Consider the following 22,152-nt stretch of genomic DNA (forward strand, 5'->3'; position numbering starts at 1 on the left):
GGCCATGAATTTGCATCTGTTCGAAGACACTCTCCTGGATGGGCAGGAGGTCCGCTTCGGCGACACGGTCGCCCGCGCGATCTTTGTCACCGGGGGGGATGTCACGGTCGACGGCACGGTTCATTCCACCGATGACGGCTTCATGACCGACGGACCGGTGACCCTGCGGGCGGGCGCGGCCGGCGCGTCGCTATGGCGCTGGGATCTGTCGGGCGATCTGCCGCCCATGCCGCCCGAACGGACGGTTGCGAAACTGGCGGGGCCGGTGCCAGCGCATCTGGCCGGTCCGGGCAGTTTCCTGCGGCTTGACAGCGTCAGCTTTCCACCCGGCGGAACCGCGATGCTGCACACCCACCAGGGGCCGGGTATCCGCTGCCTGCGCGAAGGCGGCATCCGGATCGACACGGACGGTCATTCGACATCCTACGGTCCCGGCGGCGCATGGTTCGAAGATGGTCCGATCCCTGTTTTCGCCCAGGCGGATCTCGTGCTGCACAGCCGGTTCATCCGAGCGATGGTTCTGCCGGACGCGCTGCGGGGCAAGTCCTCGATCAACTACGAGAACGAAGAGGACCGCGCGAAGCCCAAGTCCCAGAGCTACCGCAGCTTCGGCGAGATCGGGTTGTCGCTTTGAACGCGCCTTTTCACGACGTGCCCCTGACCGGTGCGCAGAGCCTCGTCGCATGCCTGAGGCAACAGGGGGTCGACCACTGCTTCCTGGTGCCGGGCGAAAGCTACCTCGCGGTACTGGATGCGCTGACCGATGCGCCCGAGGTCGCCGTCACGGTCTGCCGACAGGAAGGCGGCGCGGCGATGATGGCCGACGCCTATGGCAAGCTGACGGGCCGTCCCGGCATCTGCATGGTGACGCGTGGCCCGGGGGCGACCAACGCGTCGGCCGGGTTGCACGTGGCCCGTCAGGACGCGACGCCGATGATCCTGTTCGTCGGACAGGTCGCGCGGCACATGCGCGAACGCGAAGCCTTCCAGGAAGTCGACTATCGCCGCATGTTCGGGCAGGTCGCCAAGTGGGTGGCCGAGGTGGACAGCGCGGACCGTGTGCCGGAAATGGTCTCGCGGGCCTTTCACGTCGCGATGTCGGGACGCCCCGGGCCCGTCGTTCTCGCGCTGCCCGAGGATATGCTCGTGGAAGCCAGCAGCAGGGTCTCGCCGTCCTTGCCACTCGCGCGTCCGGCGATCGCGGGGCCGACGGATCACGATTTGCGGCGGCTGCAGAACCTTCTGGCAAACGCAACGGCACCGATGATCGTCGTGGGCGGCGGCGCGTGGTCGGACGCGGCGCGGCAAGAGCTGCAGGCCGTCGCCGAGCGCTGGGCGGTGCCGGTCGCTGCCTCGTTCCGCTGTCAGGATTTCTTCGACAACACGCATCCCAACTATGCGGGCGATGTCGGGATCGGGATCAACCCGAAGCTGGCGGCCCGGATCAGGTCGGCCGATGTGCTGGTCTTGCTGGGCACGCGGTTCAGCGAGATGGAATCGAGCGGCTATAGCCTGATCGACATCCCCAAGCCTGCAGAAACCCTCGTTCACGTCTATCCCGACCCTGAAGAGATCGGTCGGGTCTACATGCCTGATCTCGGCATCGCGGCGCCGGCTGCGGAAACCGTCGCTGCATTGGCAAGGTGTGACGCGCCACGGCAGATCCCGCAGGCGCGGCTGGCCCATGTCGCGGCGTGCAATGCCGACTATCGGGCGTGGTCGAGCTTGCCCGAGGGCAGGGGTGCATTGGCCATGGCCGAGGTTATGGGCCATGTGAAGAAGACTTTGCGCGCTGACGCGATCGTGACCAACGGGGCGGGCAACTACACCGTCTGGGTGCACCGGTTCCTGACCTATCGCCGTCACCGTACCCAGTTGGCTCCGATCTCGGGGTCGATGGGGTATGGCCTTCCGGCTGCGGTGGCGGCGGCGCGCATGTATCCCGACCGCGAGGTGGTTTGCTTCGCGGGAGACGGGTGTTTTCTGATGCATGGGCAGGAACTGGCGACGGCCGCGAAATACAAGGTCAACCTGACCGTGATCGTGGTGAACAACGGCATGTACGGCACGATCAGGATGCACCAGGAACGGAGCTATCCGGGGCGGGTCAGCGCGACGGATCTCACGAATCCCGATTTCGCGATGCTGGCGCGCGCCTATGGTTGCCACGGTGAAACCGTGACCCGTACAGATCAGTTCGTGGCCGCCTGGGACCGTGCCCTTGCCTGTGCCGGGCCCAGCCTGATCGAGCTTCAGGTCGACCCCGATCTGATCACCCCGACACAAACGATCGCAGACCTGCGTCGCGTCTCGCAACGCGATTGAGGGCCTCGGCGACTATTGAGGATATACAAGGTGGAAGAGAAAAAAGTCGTTATCGTTACCGGCGGCGCGATGGGTATCGGCCGCGCAATCGCCGAGCGTTTTGCCGCGGACGGCGCGGCGGTTGTCATCGCCGATGTCCAGGGCGCCGACGAGGCGGCCGCGATGCTCGCGGCGACCGGGGCGGCCGTCCTCGGCGTGGTCTGCGATATCTCGGACCCGGAGTCCTGCAAGCACATGGCGGCCAGGGCGGTTCAGGCGTTCGGACGGATCGACACGCTGGTGAACAACGCCGGGCTTTATTCGACGCTGCACCTGACCGAATTCTCCGAGATCACCGCCGAAGAGTGGCAGCGTGTCCTGAACGTCAACGTGATGGGGCAGGCCTTCGCCACGGCGGCGGTGGTGCCGGTGATGCGGGCCCAGGGGGGCGGCTCGATCGTCAACATGTCTTCGGGAACCCCGTTCAAGGGGGTGCCGTACCTGCTGCACTACGTGGCCAGCAAGGGGGCGGTCAACGCCATGACGAAGGCTCTCGCCAAGGAACTCGGCGGGTCCGGCATTCGTGTCAACGCCGTCGCGCCGGGCTTCACCCTGTCGGACGGGGTCAAGGCGAACCCGCATCAGCTCGAGAAACTGCGGGACATCTCGCAAAAGGCCCGGGTCATCGCACGCGACCAGCTTCCCGAAGATGTGGTTGGCGCCGTGGCCTTCCTGGCATCGCAGGACGCGGCATTCATGACCGGCCAGACGCTGGTGGTGGATGGCGGAGCCTATTTTCACTGACCCAAGAAGAACTGAAAACGGGAGGAAGACAATGAAACGACGTGGTTTTCTGAAAACGACTTGCCTTGCCGCGGCCGCCCTGGCCGCGCCGGGCCTGCTCCGTGCCGCGACCGACAGGACGCTGCGCATCGGCACGATCACCCCGGCCAGCCATTTCTGGACGCAGACCATGGAACGGGTCGGCGTCTCGTTGGCCGAGCGCAGCGGTGGCGCCTTCGAGACGCAGATCTTTCCGTCGGGCCAGTTGGGCAACGAGGCGGCGATGATCCAGCAGCTTCAGACCGGCGGTCTGGACATGGGTTTTCTGACCGTGGCCGAGTTCTCCAACCGACTGGACGACATGGCCGCGTTGTTCACGCCATACCTCGTGCCCGATGTCGCTCGGGCCTCGCAACTGCTGACCGGGCCGACGGCCACGGCGATGCTGGACCAGTTCACGAGCCTCGGCATGAAGGGCCTCGGCTTCGGCCTCGGCGGGATGCGGCACCTGATTTCCCGCGATCCGGTCACATCCTCGGCCGATCTGGCCGGACGGAAATACCGCATCACGCCGTTTGCCCCGCTCCGGGATTTCTACGAGTTGATGGATGTCGCACCGACGCCCATTCCGTTGCCCGGTCTCTTCGATGCGCTGGCCAATGGCCAGGTCGACGGTGCGGACATCGACCTCGAACTGGCCTGGAACCTCAATCTCTACAACCAGGCGCCGCACCTGACCGTCACCAACCAGATGATGTTCCCCGTGGTCGCGGTGGTGTCGGGCAGCTATTGGGCCGGGCTGGACGACAGTGAAAAGGAGATGCTGTCGAGCACGGTATCCGGCGAGATCGACTGGCTTTTCGCGCGATACATGGAGTTCGAGCCGACCTGGCTGGACAACCTCAGGGGCTCCGGCATGACCGTGACCGAGGCAAGCCCAGATTTCTTCGGCGAGACCCTGAACAGGTGGCACGAGATCTGGGACGCGCGGGCGCCCTCCATCGCCGCGCTGCGCGCCGAGGCCTAGGCCCGGCCCAAGACACCGAGCCGCCCGCGCAGAGCCGCGGGCGGCCTCCGCATCGCCATGGGGCCGGGCACAATGACCTTAATCCTGACAGCCTCGGACTGGATCGCGAAGATCGAAGCGGTCCTTCTGAAGGCGCTGATGGCAGCGGTGACGTTGCTTCTGATCCTCAACGTGATCACGCGCGCGATCAACTGGTCCCTGTACTGGGTGGACGAGCTGGCCGTGAACCTGATGGTGGTCTTCGCCTTCGTCGGTTCCAGCCTCATGTTCGCCCAAAGGCGCAACTTCTGCGTGACGCTGGTGTCGGATGCCGTGTCCGACGCAACCCGCCGCTGGATGTCCATCGGGGTGCAAAGCGTGAATCTCGGTTTCGCGCTTTTCCTGGCCTATGCGTGCTGGGCCTGGTTCGATCCGCTGAGCCTGGCGGGCTACGGGTTCGACCTGCGGCAGTTCTTCGAGAATACTTTCAACAGTGTTTACCAGGAAGTGACCGACACGATCGGGATACGCCGTCTGTGGTTCTTCCTGGTGATGCCGTGGTTCGCTTTCACGCTGACGGTGCACAGCGCGGCCTGCCTTCTCCGCGACATCCGCCGGATACCGGAACCGGGAACACAGCCATGATGACCGCCATTGTCTTTGCCGTCCTGCTGTTCCTCGGTGCGCCGATCGGGATCGTGCTTGCGATCGCTGCGGCCGTCTTCGTGATTGACAGCGGCAATACCGCCCTCATCGGATCATTCGCGCTGCAATTGCAGTCGGGCATCGGCAAGTACGGTCTGCTGGCGATCCCCCTGTTCATGGTGGTCGGCGAGATGATGAACGGCAGCGGCATCACGAGCCGATTGATCGGGATGGCTCGGGCGGTCGTCGGCACGATGAAGGGCGGGCTGGTCTATGTGAACATCCTCGCCAACATGATGATGGCCTCGATCCTCGGTTCCGCCACGGCCCAGATTTCGGTGATGTCGAAGGTGATGGTCCCCGAGATGGAGCGTGCCGGCTACCAAAAGACATTTGCCGTCGCGACCACGACCGCGGGCGGCCTGCTGTCGCCGATCATACCACCCTCGATGATGTTCGTCGTCTACGGGGTTCTGGCCCAGATCTCCATCGGTGATCTCTTCATCGCGGGCATCGTGCCGGGGTTGATGATGGCCGCAGGATTCATGGGCGTGATCTTCGTAATCGGCCTGTTCAATCCCTTTCCGGTCGCGCCGCCCCTGACACGGGGGGAGCGTATCGGATTGTTGCGCGATGGCATCCTGACGCTGGTCATCCCCGCGTCCATCATCGGGAGCATCCTGCTCGGCTTTGCCACCCCGACCGAATCCGCGGCGATTGCCGCAGTCATGGCCTATCTCATCGGCAAGTTCGTGACCCGCGAGTTGTCGGATCGGGACATCCCCAAGATGCTGCTGACGGCGGGGTCGAATGCCGCTCTCGTCCTGTTCATGGTGGCCACGGCCAACGTATTCAGCTGGGTGCTGATCTATGGCCAGGTGCCCCAGAATCTTGCGGAATGGGTCGTGCTTGTGTCCGACAATCCCATCCTGTTCCTGCTGCTCGTCAACCTGATCATGCTTGCGGTCGGAATGATCATCGACGGGATTCCGGCGCTCATCATGGTCGTGCCCATCATCCTGCCGGTCGCCACGGCGGTTTACGGCATCGACCCCTATCACCTGGGTGTCGTCCTGTGCCTGAACCTGACGCTTGGCCTGGTCACGCCGCCTGTCGGCGTCGCTCTCTATGTCGCGGCAACGGTCTCGAACGTCAAAGCGGGGGCAATATTCAAGGCCGCCATGCCCTTTCTCGGCGTCACGGCGATGGTCGTCATCTTGCTCAGTGTCTTTCCCGGGCTGGTGATCCGTTGAGGCCTTTCGAACGACCCGGAACGATGTTCTGACAGGGGTCCTGTCAGAGAAACCTGGCTTCAGGCGGGGCGGGGGGCTGGCCGGCTCCGGAGAACGACGAAACTCAAACCTTTCACGCGGTTCGAGACGAGCTTCGAGATCTTCCGCCTTTCAGGGATGATTTGCGTGCGTTTTCAATCCGTCCGACAACGCCCTCTCGCCACTTCGACGTCCACGAGGACCGGAGACCTTTGCATCTTGGCCCCGTCCTCTCCACTACCTGTCGCGACTGCGATCCAAGACGTCTTTTCCCGGCGCGGCTCTGATCCCTGCGGCTCGCAAGTTCTGCCTGGCGATTGTCCGGCAGACTGACGTCAGCTCCGCATCAAGTCCTTGATCTCGCCTATGAACGTCGCGTCGTCCTTTGCCTTTCGGTCTTCGAGCAAGGCATGGGCATCCTGGCCGGCGCGGAAGCGGAGGCGGTCCCCGGTTTCGTTGACGGCCTGCCAGATGACCTCGGCGACGACCTCGGGGGCCGACGGGTTCGCGGCCAGCTTGCCGAACAACCGCCCCATGGCCTCGGCGGTCGGAGCGTAGTCCGACAGCGTTTCGTCCATCGCGAAATCGAAGGACCGGCCGCCGAAGTCTGTCTTGATCATGCCCGGCTCGACGATGCGTACCCGGATGCCGAGCGGTTCGAGTTCATAATGCAGCGCCTCCGACAGGCCTTCGACGGCGAACTTGGTGCCGTGGTAGAGCGTACCGAGCGGGAACGTGATCTGCCCGCCGATGGACGAGATGTTGACGATGGTGCCCGAGCGGTTCGCCCGCATATGCGGCAATACCGCCTTCGTCACCTCCAGAAGACCGATCACGTTGGTGTCGAACTGACGACGGATGCGCTCCGTCGAAAAGGCCTCGAGCGGGCCGTAGGCGCCATAGCCTGCGTTGTTCAGGAGCGAGTCGATCCGGCCGAACCGGGACAGCCCGTCAGCCACCGCGGCTGCGACGGTGCCCGCATCGGTCACGTCCAGCGGGGTGACAAGGACATTGTCCAGTTCGGCGAGGTCTGAACCGGCGGACGGGTCCCGCATGGTGGCGATGACGTTCCATCCCTCGGACTGAAAGCGTAGCGCGGTGGCCTTGCCGATTCCGGAGGAAGCGCCGGTGATCAGAATTGTTTTCATGGGGCGCTCCTCAGGCGTTCAGGTCGAGCATCCGCTCGATGCCGAAATTCGTCAGGACGGTGCGGGTCACGTCGTGCAGCACGTCGTTGTAGCGCTCGATCTCGGGACCGACGCCGGTATGGTCGACGACGGTGCGGAACGGCTTGCGGCCGTGGGGCAGCTCCAGCAGGGCGACCACCGCCTCGGCGATGCGTTCGGGCCGCTGGGCGGGCGTCGCGTCGAGCATCTGGGCAAGGCCCGCCGCCGACATCCCCGGCACCTGCGCGAACTCGCCGTAACCGGCCTCCCGCCCGGGATCGTCGGGCGCCACCATGCCGTCGAAGAAGGCCGTCGGCATCGCGCCGGGCTCGATGATGCAGGATTCGATGCCGAAGCCCGACAGCTCCGTGCGGTAGCATTCCACGATGGCTTCCAGCGCCCATTTCGAAGCCGAATAGGTGCCGTAGAAGGGCGTGGCGATCCGGCCGATCAGACTGGACGTGTAGAGGACGGTGCCGTGCCCCTGCGCGCGCAGATGGGGCAGGGACGCGCGCATCACCCGCTGAACGCCCGTGACGTTCACGTCGAAGACGCGGGTCATGTCCTCGGGCGACATCAGTTCCTGGATGCCGTAGGAGCCGATCCCGGCATTGTTGAACAGCACGTCCAGTCCGCCGAGCGCGGCGATCGCGGCGGACACGCCGGCGTCGGAGCTGGCCGTGTCGGTCACGTCCATCTCGACGATTCGCGCACCGGCGGCCTCGAGTTCGGCGACCGCCGCGGCATTCCGCCCGGCGCGGCTACGCACGCTGCCTGCCACCTCGTGCCCGCGGTCTAGCAGCGCAAGGGCCGTGGGCTTGCCAAAGCCACCCGCAATTCCGGTAATCAGAACCTTTGCCATGGTCGTCCTCTCCGTGTTCTGGTCAGATCGACCCTAGTGCGGCGGTGGTGTCTATTCTTTCCCGATTGACTGAATTTCTTGTCTGATCCTCCGCGATTGCGAAATTTCATGCAAAGTCGGGAGGTCCCTGTGGTAGACGGGGCGCAAGGAGGAAAGCATGGCCCACGGAGCGCTTCTGGATCATTTGTCAGCGTTGCTCGACCGGGAAGGGCCTGCGCAAGGCGCGCTCGCGCACTCGCCAAGCGGTCTGCATTTCCTGCGGTTCACGGCTCCGACCGGGCAGGACGCGACCGTCTATCGGCCGCTTCTCTGCCTTGTTCTGCAAGGCGCCAAGGAGGTCGCCACAAGCAGGAGGACCCTGCGGGTGGCCGACGGACAATCGCTCGTGGTGAGCCACGCCCTTCCGGTCGTCTCGCGCATCACCGAGGCCGCGCCGGGCCGTCCTTACGTGGCGCTTGTCTTCCCGATCGACCTCGATCTGCTGCGCTCGATGGCCGCCGACGTGGCGCCCGCCCGTGCCGCCAGCCAGCATGACCCCTTCTCGATCTCGCTCTGCCAGACCGACCTTGAGTTGGAGGGTGCGCTTCTGCGATATCTCGGGCAATGCGATCACGAAGACTCCCGCCGCCTGCTCGCCTCGATCACTGCGCGCGAAATCCATGCCCGGCTCCTGTTGGGTCCACATGGCGAACCGCTACGAAAGCTGCTTTGGCACGAGACGCGGGGCAGCCGCATCTTCGAGGCCACGCGAGAGATCCAGTCGGACCTGGCGCGACCGCTCGTGGTCGGCGATCTTGCGGACCGGGTCGGCATGAGCAGTTCGGCCTTCTTCGAGCACTTCAAGGCGGTCACGGGGACGTCGCCGCTGCAATACCAGAAGGATTTGCGTCTCCTGCGCGCCCGCGAGGCGTTGCGCAGCACGAACGAAAAGGTCTCCGAGATTGCGTTCGGGGTTGGATACGAAAGCTCGGCCCAGTTTTCGCGGGAATACGCCCGCAAATTCGGTGTGCCCCCAAGACAGGACCGATCGGTCCATGCGGCGGAGTAGCCGAGCGGAACCCTGAGGAAACCGACGATTTCCCCACCTGGCCACCAAGACCCACAACAACAAAGGACAGCAGCACATGAAATTCATTCGGATCGGGGAGACCGGCGCGGAGCGGCCTGCGGTTCTGGCCGCGGACGGCACGGCGCGGGATATTTCGGATATCGTGCCCGACATTGACCCCGGCACCATCGAGGGGCTCCTTACGGCATTGGCCGACGTCGATCTGGGCGCCCTCCCGGTCCTGCCCACGGAGGGGATGCGGATCGGGGCGCCCATCGCCCGGCCGCGCAACGTCTGGTGCATCGGGCTCAACTATTCCGAACATGCCGAAGAGGCCGGAATGCCGATCCCGAAAGAGCCGATCCTGTTCACCAAGCCTTCCAGCACAGTATGCGGCCCCAACGATCCGATCTTCAAGTCCAAGTCCATGACGCGGCTGGATTGGGAGGTCGAACTGGGTGTGGTCATCGGTGCATCCGCGCTCGAGATCGGGGCAGAAGCCGCGATGGATCACGTGTTCGGCTACACGGTGGTCAACGACGTGTCCGAGCGCGCCTGGCAACTGGATCGGGGCGGCCAGTGGTCCAAGGGCAAGGGATATCCGAACTTCTGTCCAACCGGTCCCTTGCTGGTGACGCGCGATGAAGTCGCCGATCCGGGCGACCTGGCGATATGGCTAAGCGTCAATGGGCGCCGCTATCAGGACGGCTCGACGCGGACGATGATCTTCTCGGTCGGCGAGATCGTGCACTACCTGAGCCAGTTCTGCCTGTTGGAACCGGGTGATCTGATCTGCACCGGAACACCATCTGGTGTCGGCATGGGGCAAAACCCGCAGCAATACCTCGAGATCGGCGATGAGGTCGTCTTGTCGGTGACGGGATTGGGCGAACAGCGGCAGCAGGTCGTCGCCTCGGGTGGGGCATGATCGGCGGTCGGCTGGAAGGAAAGACCGCCGTTTATCTGTCACATGGCATACGGGCCAATGCCGTCTGCCCCGGCACGGTCGACTGCCCTTCGCGTCGTGAACGGATTGCCGAGTTGAGCGAGGCGTTCGGCAGCCGCGAGGAGGCCGAAAAGGTTTTTCTCAGCCGGCAGGCCACCGGCCGCCTTGGAACCGCCGGGGAGGTCGCATACCTCTCCGGCGAGGATGCCGCCGTAATCACCGGACAGACGGTCAATGTCGATGGAGGCATCACGATTTGATCCGGTTCCGCTGGCGCGGATCGAATTTGAGGCGGCCGCACGCCGCGCCGCACGGTCCCCGGGTAGTCATCATGGAACTCGGCGTAGGGCTCAGTAGGTCGCTGGCTCGCGTTGGCGCGTGACGTAGAAGATTTTACGGTGATTTGCCCTCTGCCAAGGTAATCGGCCTGGCCGTGGCGTCGGCACTGTCAGACAACCCTGGCCTTGGGCTGGGCAGGGCGGTCACGTAACCTTCTCGAATGACCGGTCGCGGGCCTTGCGCGGCGGCGTCATTTTCACCGACGATCGTGCATCAGTTTTCAATGGGGCGCCCCATGCCGTCATCCGCCTTAGGTTCATCGCGCAGGATCGCCGCGAGCGTCGTCTTGAGCGCGGTGTCGCTGGTCGCTTCGCTGCCCGCCGGGGCGCAGTCTCCGGCCGATACGCTTTCCGGCGTCGCGGATGGCGAGGTTCCGTTCGTGACGCTGAGAAACCTGACCGGCTCGGACGATCCCGGCCAGATCTACGGAGACGAGCGCAACGGTCTTACCGCCGGGCGCTGCGAGGTCCGAAATCTCGATTTCCGTGGGCTGGCGCCGTTGGCGGACGCAGCTCCGACCTTCATTCGCGAGGAATTCCTGCGCGTCGAAGCGGTCACCCGCATGGAGCCGGATGCGGTCCTCGAGGGCCTGAGGGAGACGGCCGGCGGGCAGGCGCCGGCGATCTACGTCCACGGCTACTACATCGGCTTCGAGAAAGGCTGCCGCCGTGCCGCCCTTCTGCAGCAGAACGCAGGGCTTGCCGGCCGCTTTCTGTGGTTCAGCTGGCCCTCCGACGGCGCGCTCGCGTCCTATGTGCAGGACGAGGCGGATCTCTACTGGAGCGTGCCCGACCTGGCCGACACGATCATCGATCTCGAACGCCGGTTCGGCAGCGGCGCCGTGGATGTCGTGGGGCACAGCCTGGGCGCGCGCGGCGTGGTGCTCGCGCTCTACGAGGTTGCGAACCGTCACCCGGACATCCGCCTCGACCAGGTCGCGCTGCTCGCGCCCGACATGGACTTCGCGATCTTCCAGCGCATCCTCCCGCGCATCTTGCCGATCGTGCGGAACGTCACGGTCTACGTCACGACGGGCGACCGCCCGCTGGCCCTTTCGGCCCAGCTTCACGGATACCCGAGGCTCGGGGAGGCCGGTAACGACGTGTCCGCGCTGGAGGGTGTCGAAGTGGTCGACCTGAGCGACCTTCCGAGCGAAAGCCCGACGGGCCATCTCTACCATATCTACAGCGAGGAGGTCGGGGGCGACCTGAGCCAGCTTCTGAACGAGGGGCTCGGCGCCGAGGCGCGGCGGAACCTCATCCGGTTCGGCCCGAATGCCTGGAGGCTGCAGCAGGGGACAGGCGACGGTACCGACTGACGGCAGACAGCTGCCGCCCTGACGGCGCCATCCCGTCCGGGGAAAGCGATCTATTTCGGCTCATGCCGTCATTCCATTTTTTGCGGCAACGGTAACCTGGATCAAGGCGATCATCCGAAAGTCTTGCCAGACGAGGCGTAATCCCGCTGCGATTCCCGCCGGCTGATTCAAACCGGTCGGGATGGCGGCATCGGAGAGACCGTCGCATCTGCATTGGACAGGCCGAGATGACCAAGCGCCCGCCGAAACCCAGGACACCCGTGAAGGACGTGCAGAATGTCCGGCTTCCCGCCCGGACCACCGCCGCGTCGCAGCCCAAGGCCGAGCCGCGCTCGGCGCATCCGCACGAAAACCTCGATCGCGCGTCACGGGCAGCGGTCGCCTACCTGTCGGCCGGCGTATCGCCAAACGCGTTCATCCAGGCCTGGAGCGATTGGGCCCTGCACCTGGCCCGGGCGCCGGGACGTCAGCTTGAACTGGCCGAGCGCGCACAGGAAAACATGGCCAAACTGATGGCGCAGTCCCTCCTGCCGAGCACCGAAGGCGCACCGGCCTTCGAGCCGAAACCCTACGATCATCGCTTCCGGCATCCGGGATGGGAGAAGCCGCCTTTCCGCAACCTGCAACAGGGGTTCCTCGCGGTGCAGGACTGGTGGGATTATGCAACCGACCATCTGCGTGGATTGCGTCCCGATGATGCCGACAGGACCCGGTTCATGGCCCGCCAGATACTGGATCTGTGGTCGCCGTCCAATTTTCCCGCCCTCAACCCGGAGATCATCGAGGCGACGCGCAAGAGCCAGGGCAAGAACCTGGGCGAGGGCGCGCGCAACTTCGTGCATGATTTCGTCAACACCTTCGCCCAGATCCACGAACCCGCCCCGGAGGGCTTTCAGATCGGCAAGGACCTGGCCTGCACGCCCGGCGAGGTGGTGTTCCGCAACGATCTTTTCGAGTTGATCCAGTATGCGCCTGCGACCGCGGAGGTGCAGGCCGAGCCGGTCCTGATCGTTCCGGCCTGGATCATGAAATACTATATCCTCGACCTCTCGCCGCACAATTCGATGGTCAGGTACCTGGTGGAGCAGGGCTTTACCGTGTTCATGATCTCGTGGTGCAACCCGACCGCAGAGCAAGCGGAGCTGTCTTTGGAGGACTACCGCGAACATGGCGTGATCGCGGCCCTCGATGCGGTGAACGCCATTTTGCCGGAGCGCAAGGTCCACGCGGTCGGCTATTGCCTTGGCGGCACGATCCTGTCCATCGCGGCGGCCACGATGGCGCGCGACAAGGACGAACGGCTTGCGTCGATCTCGCTGATGGCGGCCCAGGTCGACTTCGCGGAAGCGGGCGAGTTGCTGTTGTTCCTGGATGAAAGCCAGGTCGCCTTCCTCGAGGACATGATGTGGGAAAAGGGATACCTTGACCGCCCGCAGATGGCCCGCGCCTTTTCCGCCATCAGGTCGGAGGACTTGATCTACTCCCGTGGCGTGCGGCGCTACTGGCTCGGAAAGGAGGATCTGCCGACCGACATGGGGGTCTGGGTCTCGGATACCACCCGGATGCCTGCCCGAATGCACTCGGAGTACCTGCGCGGCCTGTTCCTTGAAAACCGGCTGTCGGCCGGCCGGTTCGCCGTCGCGGGCCGGGTCATCGCGCTCAAGGACATCGCAGTCCCGATTTTCGCGGTTGGAACCGAAACCGATCACATCGCGCCGTGGAAGTCCGTCTACAAGACGCAACTGTTCACCGATGGCGATATGACCTTTGTCCTTACAAGCGGCGGCCACAACAGCGGGATCGTCAACGAGCCGGGGCTGGAGCGAGGTCATCACCGGATCGCACATCGGCCGGCCGGCGCGCTGTATGTCGGTCCAGATGCCTGGCTTGCAAAAAATGCACCCCAACCAGGGTCGTGGTGGCCCGCCTGGACGACCTGGCTGAAGGAAAAAAGCTCCGGCGTCGTGCCGCCCCCCGGCATGGGTGCCCCTGAGAAGGGCCTGGCCCCGATCATGGCGGCGCCAGGCTCCTACGTTCACCAGACCTGATCGGTGCCGCCGATGGGCCTCGTGAAGCGGTCCTGCGACAGCGCCGGTCGATGACCGGGCGAACCGCGCAGCGTCGACCGGCCTTGCCGGGGCAACACGGGTCAGTCTGGCGACGCTAGCTTTGCCGCGCACGCCTCCCGAACCAAATCCCCGATGTGGCCGGCGAGGTCCTCGCCACCGAACCGCTTTCCGGCGCAGCGAGGCAAACGGGTCATCCCGTCACCACGCCGTCGCCCACCTCGATCTGCCGCCGGCACGCCGCCGCGATTTTTTCGTCATGGGTCGAGATCAGGAACGTTGTGCCTTCTTCGCGGTTGATCTCTCCGATCAGGTCCATCACCTGCATGGCCGAGGCGCGGTCGAGGTTTCCGGTGGGTTCATCCGCAAGCACAAGCTCCGGTCCGTTCATGAGGGCGCGGGCGACGGCGACGCGCTGTTTCTGCCCGCCGGACAGGTTGGCGGTCGGGAAATCGATCCGGTCCGCCAATCCCATGCGCACCAGCAGATCGCGGCCCCGCCTGCGGGCGGCGGGCGTCTCGCGCCCCTCGCGCACGGCGGTGGGAAAGATCACGTTCTCCAGCGCAGTGAAATCGGGCAGGAGGTTGTGGAACTGGAACACGAAGCCGATGTGGGCGTTGCGAAAGTCCGTGAGCGCGCGGTCGTCGGCCGAGATCATGTCCTGGCCCAACATCTCGTAGCTGCCCGAAGTGGGTTTCATCAACGTGCCGAGGATCGTCAGCAACGTGCTTTTCCCCGCGCCCGAAGGCCCCAGAAGGGCGGCCATCTCGCCCGCCTCGAGGCGCAGCGAAAGGCCACGCAGCACGCGGGTCGCGGCCTCGCCCGTGCCGTAGGTCATGACCAGGTCGCGGACTTGCAGAAGCGTGCTCATTGGCCGATCGCCGTGACCGGATCGACCCGGGAGGCGGCGCGCGCGGGAAGGATCGAGGCGAGGACGGCGCCGATCACCGTCAGTGTGATGGCAAGCCCGTAGGAACCTTGTGTGATGTCCATCGGCAGGGTGCCCGGCTCGAAGGCATCGCGGGAGGGAAAGGGCAGCAGGGCAACGTATCCCAGCGCGGCGCCCATGACGCCCCCCATCAGCCCGATCAGCGCCCCTTGCGCGACGAAGACGAAAACGACGAAATTCCGCCCCGCGCCCATCGCCCGCATGATCCCGATCTCCGGCCGCCGCCGATAGGTGGACAGCATGAGTGCCGAGGCAACGCCGATGACGATGGTGATGAGCGCGAAAGTCTTCAGGAAATACCCTGTCTGCGCCTGCGCGTTCAGCGCCTCCCTCAGCTGTTCCGCCCCGTCTGTCCACGGCACGGCATCGAGGCCGGTCAGGGCGCGGATGCGCAGGGCCGTTGCGTCCGCGGCGTTCAGGTCGTCGAGCTTGATCTCGATCCGGGTGACACCCTGCGGCATGGCGAAGAGCGTCCGGGCCACAGGCAGGCTGACGAAGGCGCGGGCCCCGTCCATCGCGCCGTTCCCGGTCTCGAAGATGCCAGACAACGTCAGAAGCGCGGTGACGCCGCCCGAGCTCTGGAGGCGTACCGTCTGGCCCAGCGATAGGGACAGGTCGTCGGCGAGGTCGCGGCCCAGAACGATCAGGCCGGATCCGAGCCGGGCGGAGCCTTCGACGATGTAGCCGTCGAGGTCGAGGATCGCGGATTCCCGCCCCGGCATGACGCCCGTGACGCTGACCTGCGATACCTGCGCCCCGCGGGTGAGAAAGCCCGCGCCAGCGATCTGCGGCGACACGGCCCGGACGCCGGGCACCGCCTCGATCAGTGGAAGCCAAGTCTCGGCTTCGGCCAGTGTCGCGTTTCGCGTGCGCCCCCGTTCCGTCACCGTCAGAACGTGACCCGCAGGAGCGATCAGCAAGGGCGGATCGGGGTCCTCGGCCTCGATCGTGACATGGCTGAGGTCGCCCACGGTGCGCGACAGGATGAACTCGGCCAGCCCGCCGATCAGGGCCGACATGAAGATGAAGATGAATACGCCCACCGCGACGCCCGTGATCAGAAGCGCCGTCTGCGCCTTGTTCGTCGTCAGGTAGCGGGTCGCGATCTTGAGCGCATAGAGCATCAGGGCCGATCCACGGTGACGGTCTGTCCTTCGACGATGCCCGCCGCATCGGTGATCACCACGTCGCCTTCGGTCAGGCCCGATGTGACGATCAGGCGTGCGGCAGGCCAGTCGACGACCGTCACGTGCAGGAAGCGCGCCGCGCCCTCCCGGACGACGAAAACGCCGGTCCCGTCCCCGGCGGAATCGAGGGCGGTCCGGGGTACGGTCAGCGCCGCGTCGCGCGCGTCCACGATGATGTTGGCGGCCACGGTCAGTCCCACCGGGGCGGTGACTGGATCGTCGAAGCCGATCCTGGCGGCAAGCCCGCCGGTCGTCACGTCCACCAACCGCGAAACGAAACTGACATGGCCGTCCCGGGTGTCCGTCTCGCCCGCAAGCCGCAGCACGGCGCGCTGACCCGGTGCGATCTGCGTCGCATAGGCCTCGTCGACATCGGCCTCGACCACGAGTGCGCTCAGGTCGGCGAGGGTCAGCAGCTGCGTGGCCGTGTCGACGATCTGCCCGATCTCGCTCTCCAGGACCAGGACGGTGCCACGCATCGGGGCACGGATCGTGTGATCGCGCAACGCGACCTGCGCCTGTTCCAGAACGGCGGTCAGGCGCGCGACTTCCTGCTCGGCGGATTGCACCGCGCGTGCCTGGGTCTCGAGCACGCTGCGCGCGACGTTGGCGCCGAGGGCAAGCGAGCGGTCATAGGTCTCGCGCGCTTCGTCCCGCGCGATGAGCGCGGCATCGAGCGCCGCCATCGCCTGCCGGACGACGGCGTTCTGGGCCTCGGCGTCGATCCGGGCGAGAACCTGTCCTTCCTCGACCAGATCGCCCTCGGCCACGGGCAGTGCCACGAGAGCGCCGCCGACCGCCGGGCGCACGTCCACCGAATGCAAGGCGGCGATCCGGCCGTTGACCGCGAGGACACGGGTCACCGGGGCGGACGTGGCGACCTCCACCGCAACCGGCGTCGGCCGCGGCATCCAGAATTGGGACCAGGCAACGGCGGCGAGTGCGAGCCCAAGCAATCCGGCCAGCCCCCACAGCCACCAACGCCGCTTGCGCGAGGGCGTTGGCGGGACCGGTCGCAGGGCCGGAACGCGTGCATCCTCCGCGACCGTCTCTTGTTGAGATCGATCACGGTTCGCTTGAGCAGTCGGTTGCTCAGGGATCGACAAGAAGGGGCATCCTTTCGAATTCGGCGGCGCGACCGGCACGGACCGTCGTCTCCGGCCGGACCACCGCTTGGGCAGCATATGGGCGGGCGGCATGCCCGCGTTGATGTGGATCAGCGACGCAACCCGCGCCGCCGTTGTAGGTCCCTGACATTGACGTCGCCTGCGTGCCATTCCTCCGTCGCGCGCGGGCGCGGACGGGAAGGAGCCTGGATGCTCAACGATCCATACGAAGTCCTCGGCCTCGAGAAGACAGCCACGGCAGACGACATAAAGAAGGCATATCGCAAGCTGGTGCGGACCAGCCACCCCGACCTGCATCCGGACGACGCGGGCGCCGAGGCACGGTTCAAGGCGATCTCCGCCGCCTACGACATCCTGAAAGATCCCGAGACGCGTGCACGCTTCGATGCCGGGGAGATCGACGGCCTCGGCGCCGAGCGTCCGCAGCGCCGGTATTACCGGGACTTCGCCGATGCGACGGACAACACGTATCGGCAAGGGCGTGGCTTCGGGCCCGATGCCGACCCGGCGGATATCTTCGCGGAAATCCTCCGCAATCGGGGGCGGTCGTCCGGACGCGATTTCGGCGACGGCGGGTTTTCGGCTGCGGGCCCGGATGCGCGTTACACGCTGGAGGTGCCGTTTCTGGACGCGGTGCGCGGTGCCGAAACCCGGATCACGCTGCCCGATGGACAGGGCCTCGCGGTCAAGATCCCCCACGGCACCGAGGACGGGCAGACCTTGCGATTGCGTGGCAAGGGGATGCCGGGCTACGGCGGCGGGCCTGCCGGGGATGCGCTCATCACCGTCTTCGTGCGACCTCACCCGGTGTTCCGGCGCGAGGGCGACGATATCCTCCTGACGCTGCCGATCACCATCGACGAGGCCGTCCTCGGCGGCAAGGTGACGGTTCCCACCATCGATGGGCCCGTGAGCCTGACGGTCCCACCGGGCGCAAGTTCCGGCCAGGTTCTCAGGCTGCGCGGACGCGGCGTCGCGCGTAAGGGGAGCAAGACGAAAGGCGATCAGAAGGTCGAATTGCGGATCGTCGCCCCGCGCGAGACCGATTCCGACCTGCGCGATTTTCTTGCGGAATGGCGCAAAACGCATGCCTACGACCCTCGGGTCGACCTGATGAAGAGGGCCGGGACATGACAGACCTGTTTACCGAGGAAGACGTCGTTGCCACGGTCACACGGCTGACGCGCACCCAGCTTTACCAGTTCGTCGACAGCGACCTCGTCCGGCCGCAGCGAGACGCCGGCCGCTATGTCTTCCGCCACGTCGACATCGCGCGGCTGGAGCTGCTGTGCGACCTGTCCCAGGACCTCGACCTGGACGAGACGGCCCTTGGGGTCGTGATCTCGCTCATCGACCAGTTGCACGCCGCACGCCAGGAACTCGCGGCCGTTGCCCAGGCGATAGATGCCCTTCCGACCGATCTGCAGGCCCGGCTCAGGGCCGAGCCAAGGCGAGAGTGAATGGCCCTTTCCAGTCTCCAGGTTGATGACAGGGCCCTTGGCCGGGGAAGGGCCGGCCTGACCTCGGCGCGGCCCGATGCCGGGCTGGCGATCTCGGGCGGGTGGTGTCGTCGGGGCGCGGCGCTGGCGTCGCCGCGCGGTCTCGACGCGCCGTTTCTTCTGCGTGATGATGACGCGATGGCAGGGTTCGCGGGTGTCGCTAGCCTGCATTCCCTGGCGCCCGGGACAAGCGCCCGGGCCGGGGGAAGATGAACGGGATGGAAAAACCCCAAACCGATCGCCTGAAGACCGCGATCCTTCTGTTGGCGGTGACGGGCCTGGTCGTCGGACTGGCGGCCTGGTTCGCGGGGCGGGCCGATATCGCGTCAATCGTCTGGGCCGCCGGCGTCGTTCCCGCGCTCGCCGCCCTCGTGGTCGAGATCCTTCGGAGCATCGGGCGCGGCGAGGTCGGTCTCGATATCGTCGCAGCGCTGTCCATGTCGGCGGCGCTTGTCTTCGGCGAGACCCTCGCCGCGGCGGTCGTCGCGGTGATGTATTCGGGCGGCACCTTCCTCGAAGCCTTCGCCGAGGGCCGCGCCCGGCGCTCGATGCAGGACCTCCTGTCCCGCGTGCCCCGGACCGCGACCCGGCACCGCGACGGCGGGCTGGAGGAGGTGCCTCTCGACGAGATCGCGCCCGGCGACCGCTTGCTGATCCGGCAGGGCGACGTGGTGCCGGTGGACGGCACGGTCGCCTCCGGCACGGCCTTCCTCGACACGTCGGCGCTGACGGGCGAGTCGCTGCCGGTGCGGCTGTCGCCCGGGGCCGATGCCATGAGCGGCTCGACCAACGCGGCCGAGGCCTTCGACCTGATCGCGACCCGGGAGGCCAGAGACAGCACCTATGCCGGGATCGTGCGCCTGGTGGAGGCGGCGCAGGCGTCCAAGGCGCCGATGTCCCGGCTGGCGGACCGCTGGTCGCTGGGCTTTCTGGCCGTCACCGTCGCCCTGGCCTTCGCGGCCTGGTGGTTCACCGGCGATCCGATCCGGGCCGTCGCGGTGCTCGTGGTCGCCACGCCCTGTCCGCTGATCCTGGCCGTGCCCGTCGCGCTGGTGGCGGGCCTGTCGCGCGCGGCGCATTTCGGGGTGCTGATCAAGGGCGCGGGTCCACTGGAGACGATGGCGCGCATCCGCACGCTGATCCTCGACAAGACCGGCACCCTGACGGATGGCCGCCCGCAGATCATGTCGGTCGACAGCGCCGGCGACTTGGCCGAGGACGACATCCTGCGTCTTGCCGCGGCCCTCGACCAGGCCTCGAAGCATCCCGTGGCGCAAGCCATCGTCGAGGCCGCGAAAGCGCGCGGTTTCACGCTGCCCGTTCCGTCGGACGTGGCCGAGATCCCGGGCGAAGGGGTCGTGGGGCATGTCGAGGGCCGGCGCGTGATCGTGGGCGGCGACGGCTTCGTCGCGGCCCGGGTGGGGCGGATGGCGGGCGATCATCCCGCCACGGTCGCGGGGTCGGTCCTCGTTGCCGTGGCGGTCGATGGACACATGGCGGGGCACCTCGTCATGTCCGACCCGCTGCGCGAGGGCGCGGGCGCGATGCTGGAGGGGCTGCGGCGAGAGGGGATCGCGCGCATCCTTCTGGCCACCGGCGACCGCGCGGACGTGGCCGAGCGGGTGACCGAGGGGCTTGGCCTCGACGGGTTGCGGGCCGGGCTGACGCCGGATCAGAAGGTCCTGCTGGTCCTGACCGAGCGCAAGCACGGGCCGGTCATGATGGTGGGTGACGGCGTGAACGACGCGCCTGCGCTGGCCGCGGCCGACGTGGGCGTCGCGATGGGCGCACGGGGGGCGGCCGCCTCCGCCGAGGCCGCCGACGTGGTGCTGCTGGTCGACCGGATCGACCGGCTGGGTCCGGGTATCGAGATCGCGCGGGCCTCGCGCCGGATCGCCGTCGAAAGTGTCGTCGCAGGGATCGGCCTGTCCGCAATGGGCATGATCGCCGCCGCCTTCGGCTACCTCACGCCGGTGCAGGGTGCCCTGTTGCAGGAGGTGATCGACGTCGCCGTGATCCTGAACGCGCTCCGCGCCCTGCGCATCGCGCCACATGAGCCCGCATTGCCGAACCCGCGGGCTGTTACGTCGGGGCCGGCCGACATCTCCCAAGGAGCCACGCCATGAGCCGCCTTTCGCATTCCGAAATCCACATGGTCCACCGCATCGGGTGGCTCCGCGCCGCCGTCCTCGGGGCCAACGACGGTCTCGTCTCGACCGCGAGCCTCGTGGTCGGCGTCGCCGCGGCGGGGTCCGGCAAGCCCGAGGTCCTGATCGCGGGGCTGGCCGGGCTCGTGGCCGGTGCGATGTCCATGGCGGCGGGGGAATACGTTTCCGTCAGTTCCCAGACCGACGCCGAACAGGCCGACCTCGCCCGCGAGACGAAGGAGCTGGAGGAAACACCCGAGGCCGAACTCGAGGAATTGACCGGGATCTATGTGGAGCGAGGGCTGGACCGCGATCTGGCGGAGCAGGTGGCCATCCAATTGACGGAACGCGACGCGCTGGGGTCGCATGCGCGCGACGAACTCGGCATCTCGGAAACCGTGACGGCCCGTCCGATCCAGGCGGCGCTGGTGTCCGCGCTGACCTTCGCCTTGGGCGCGGTGCTTCCACTGATCGTGGCGCTGCTTGTCCCGGAGGCGCGGATCGCTCTGCTGGTGGCGGCATCGACGATCCTTGGCCTCGCGGTTCTCGGTGGACTGGGCGCGTCCGCCGGGGGCGCAGGCGTGGTTCGTGGCGCCGCGAGGGTCACCCTCTGGGGAGCGCTTGCGATGGGCGCGACCGCGGCGGTCGGGGCGCTGTTCGGGGTCACCGTGGGGTAGGGTGAACCTGCATGGGAAGCGGACCCCGCAGGAGCGTGCGCCGCCCCGACGAAGAGGCCGAGGAGGTCGTCCACGAGGCTCGACGACTGGTCGCGTCTGCCGTGGAGGAGTTCGTCCTCGGCCGCTTCCCGGGCGAGCAGCTGCCTGATTTCGCCCATTTCGGTGAGGCCGAGCACCGAGCCCATGTCCGTTGGGTCGATCCCGTATTCCGCCGGCAGGTAGACGCCGACCCCGATGAAGGCCGCGCCGATCACTCCGGCAATTGTCGAGCGCCGCAATTGCCTCGGCGTCGGAAGAAGTGCTGGTTCACCATGTGCTTGGCGCCGAGATAGATGAAGGGGATGACGTCCACCCCACAGATTTTTGGACGTATCCCGCGTCACCGGGCGTGACGTCATGGGCGAGCGCCTGCGCGGCACTGGACGCGTAGAGGGCCAGGACCGTGAGCATGAGGGCTGTCGCGCGGCGCGGTGCGGACCGCCGGGCGAGGCCCTCAGCCGCCAGGCATCCCTGTAGGCGGATTTGGGATGGCTTTGGTCGCCGCGCGCCAGAAACGCATGGCCATGATCGTGGTCGGCCGCGTCGTGGCCGTGTCCGTGCATGGCCCGGTCGAGGTCCTCGTTGAGCCTGTGCGAATGCCCGTGGTCGGCCATCATCCCCATGTGGCCCGGGATCGTCTCGAAGATCTCAGGCGCATGGGTCGCAGCGGGCATGATGGACCAGATCAGCAACGACAGGCAGAGAAGCGCCGCGAAGGCTTGTCTCCCGGATGTCGCCTAGGTTCGCATCGGTGCCGCCTGTCTGCCCGTTCG

At 66.4% G+C, this 22,152-nt stretch carries 21 protein-coding genes; 16 read left to right on the forward strand and 5 right to left on the reverse strand.

Annotated features, from left to right (window positions below; genetic code table 11):
• Window positions 1-4 precede the first annotated feature (4 nt).
• The 6 genes from N8I71_RS07445 to N8I71_RS07470 all read left to right on the forward strand — a co-directional run bounded on the left by N8I71_RS07445 (window position 5) and on the right by N8I71_RS07470 (window position 5,991).
• Window positions 5-634, forward strand: a complete 630-nt coding sequence (locus N8I71_RS07445) for a hypothetical protein (protein ID WP_262877324.1) — start codon at window positions 5-7, stop codon at window positions 632-634.
• A gap of 17 nt (window positions 635-651) precedes the next feature.
• Window positions 652-2,325 (forward strand): thiamine pyrophosphate-binding protein, encoded by a 1,674-nt coding sequence (locus N8I71_RS07450; protein ID WP_262877325.1) that lies wholly within the window; start codon window positions 652-654, stop codon window positions 2,323-2,325.
• A gap of 30 nt (window positions 2,326-2,355) precedes the next feature.
• Window positions 2,356-3,108 carry an SDR family NAD(P)-dependent oxidoreductase gene (locus N8I71_RS07455; protein WP_262877326.1) on the forward strand — a complete coding sequence of 251 codons (753 nt, stop codon included), beginning with the start codon at window positions 2,356-2,358 and terminating at the stop codon, window positions 3,106-3,108.
• 31 nt (window positions 3,109-3,139) lie between these two features.
• A complete protein-coding gene (locus tag N8I71_RS07460; RefSeq protein ID WP_262877327.1) occupies window positions 3,140-4,114 on the forward strand; it encodes a TRAP transporter substrate-binding protein in 975 nt (324 codons plus the stop codon).
• Between the two features lie 72 nt (window positions 4,115-4,186).
• On the forward strand, window positions 4,187-4,738 hold the full coding sequence (locus N8I71_RS07465) for a TRAP transporter small permease (RefSeq protein ID WP_262877328.1): 552 nt from the start codon (window positions 4,187-4,189) through the stop codon (window positions 4,736-4,738).
• Window positions 4,735-5,991 (forward strand): TRAP transporter large permease, encoded by a 1,257-nt coding sequence (locus tag N8I71_RS07470; RefSeq protein WP_316249183.1) that lies wholly within the window; start codon window positions 4,735-4,737, stop codon window positions 5,989-5,991. Before N8I71_RS07465 ends, N8I71_RS07470 begins: the two co-directional genes overlap by 4 nt.
• Window positions 5,992-6,344: 353 nt before the next feature.
• On the opposite strand, the gene N8I71_RS07475 is transcribed toward N8I71_RS07470, so the two are convergent.
• Window positions 6,345-7,157, reverse strand: coding sequence for an SDR family oxidoreductase (locus N8I71_RS07475; protein ID WP_262877329.1), 813 nt, complete (start codon window positions 7,155-7,157; stop codon window positions 6,345-6,347).
• 10 nt (window positions 7,158-7,167) lie between these two features.
• Window positions 7,168-8,037: an SDR family NAD(P)-dependent oxidoreductase gene (locus N8I71_RS07480; RefSeq protein ID WP_262877330.1), complete on the reverse strand. Its 870-nt coding sequence runs from the start codon at window positions 8,035-8,037 to the stop codon at window positions 7,168-7,170.
• Between the two features lie 157 nt (window positions 8,038-8,194).
• Between N8I71_RS07480 and N8I71_RS07485 the strand changes: the two genes are divergently transcribed.
• The 5 genes from N8I71_RS07485 (at window position 8,195) to N8I71_RS07505 (ending at window position 13,736) form a co-directional block, all read left to right on the forward strand.
• Window positions 8,195-9,085 (forward strand): AraC family transcriptional regulator, encoded by an 891-nt coding sequence (locus tag N8I71_RS07485; protein WP_262877331.1) that lies wholly within the window; start codon window positions 8,195-8,197, stop codon window positions 9,083-9,085.
• Window positions 9,086-9,161: 76 nt separating this feature from the next.
• Window positions 9,162-10,013, forward strand: a complete 852-nt coding sequence (locus N8I71_RS07490; RefSeq protein ID WP_262877332.1) for a fumarylacetoacetate hydrolase family protein — start codon at window positions 9,162-9,164, stop codon at window positions 10,011-10,013.
• Window positions 10,010-10,291, forward strand: a complete 282-nt coding sequence (locus N8I71_RS07495) for an SDR family oxidoreductase (RefSeq protein WP_262877333.1) — start codon at window positions 10,010-10,012, stop codon at window positions 10,289-10,291. The genes N8I71_RS07490 and N8I71_RS07495 overlap by 4 nt, the downstream gene beginning before the upstream one ends.
• A 374-nt stretch (window positions 10,292-10,665) precedes the next feature.
• Window positions 10,666-11,688: an alpha/beta hydrolase gene (locus N8I71_RS07500; RefSeq protein WP_262877578.1), complete on the forward strand. Its 1,023-nt coding sequence runs from the start codon at window positions 10,666-10,668 to the stop codon at window positions 11,686-11,688.
• Between the two features lie 227 nt (window positions 11,689-11,915).
• Window positions 11,916-13,736 (forward strand): PHA/PHB synthase family protein, encoded by a 1,821-nt coding sequence (locus N8I71_RS07505; RefSeq protein WP_262877334.1) that lies wholly within the window; start codon window positions 11,916-11,918, stop codon window positions 13,734-13,736.
• Between the two features lie 211 nt (window positions 13,737-13,947).
• On the opposite strand, the gene N8I71_RS07510 is transcribed toward N8I71_RS07505, so the two are convergent.
• Genes N8I71_RS07510 through N8I71_RS07520 form a run of 3 tightly spaced genes read right to left on the reverse strand, consistent with a single transcriptional unit; the run spans window position 13,948 to window position 16,801 of the window.
• On the reverse strand, window positions 13,948-14,625 hold the full coding sequence (locus N8I71_RS07510; RefSeq protein WP_262877335.1) for an ABC transporter ATP-binding protein: 678 nt from the start codon (window positions 14,623-14,625) through the stop codon (window positions 13,948-13,950).
• On the reverse strand, window positions 14,622-15,827 hold the full coding sequence (locus N8I71_RS07515) for an ABC transporter permease (protein ID WP_262877336.1): 1,206 nt from the start codon (window positions 15,825-15,827) through the stop codon (window positions 14,622-14,624). Before N8I71_RS07515 ends, N8I71_RS07510 begins: the two co-directional genes overlap by 4 nt.
• The gene (locus tag N8I71_RS07520) at window positions 15,827-16,801 is read right to left on the reverse strand and encodes an efflux RND transporter periplasmic adaptor subunit (protein WP_262877337.1); all 975 of its coding nucleotides are present in this window, start codon (window positions 16,799-16,801) and stop codon (window positions 15,827-15,829) included. The genes N8I71_RS07515 and N8I71_RS07520 overlap by 1 nt, the downstream gene beginning before the upstream one ends.
• Before the next feature lie 405 nt (window positions 16,802-17,206).
• Between N8I71_RS07520 and N8I71_RS07525 the strand changes: the two genes are divergently transcribed.
• The 5 genes from N8I71_RS07525 (at window position 17,207) to N8I71_RS07545 (ending at window position 21,672) form a co-directional block, all read left to right on the forward strand.
• The gene (locus tag N8I71_RS07525; RefSeq protein ID WP_262877338.1) at window positions 17,207-18,151 is read left to right on the forward strand and encodes a DnaJ C-terminal domain-containing protein; all 945 of its coding nucleotides are present in this window, start codon (window positions 17,207-17,209) and stop codon (window positions 18,149-18,151) included.
• On the forward strand, window positions 18,148-18,477 hold the full coding sequence (locus tag N8I71_RS07530) for a chaperone modulator CbpM (protein WP_262877339.1): 330 nt from the start codon (window positions 18,148-18,150) through the stop codon (window positions 18,475-18,477). The genes N8I71_RS07525 and N8I71_RS07530 overlap by 4 nt, the downstream gene beginning before the upstream one ends.
• A gap of 257 nt (window positions 18,478-18,734) precedes the next feature.
• A complete protein-coding gene (locus tag N8I71_RS07535) occupies window positions 18,735-20,642 on the forward strand; it encodes a heavy metal translocating P-type ATPase (protein WP_262877340.1) in 1,908 nt (635 codons plus the stop codon).
• Complete coding sequence (locus tag N8I71_RS07540) at window positions 20,639-21,340, forward strand: VIT1/CCC1 transporter family protein (protein WP_262877341.1); 702 nt, start codon at window positions 20,639-20,641, stop codon at window positions 21,338-21,340. The genes N8I71_RS07535 and N8I71_RS07540 overlap by 4 nt, the downstream gene beginning before the upstream one ends.
• Before the next feature lie 35 nt (window positions 21,341-21,375).
• Window positions 21,376-21,672 carry a hypothetical protein gene (locus N8I71_RS07545; protein ID WP_262877342.1) on the forward strand — a complete coding sequence of 99 codons (297 nt, stop codon included), beginning with the start codon at window positions 21,376-21,378 and terminating at the stop codon, window positions 21,670-21,672.
• Window positions 21,673-22,152 lie beyond the last annotated feature (480 nt).

Origin of the sequence: Roseicyclus sediminis (assembly GCF_025515305.1) — a bacterium.
GTDB lineage: Bacteria > Pseudomonadota > Alphaproteobacteria > Rhodobacterales > Rhodobacteraceae > Roseibacterium > Roseibacterium sediminis.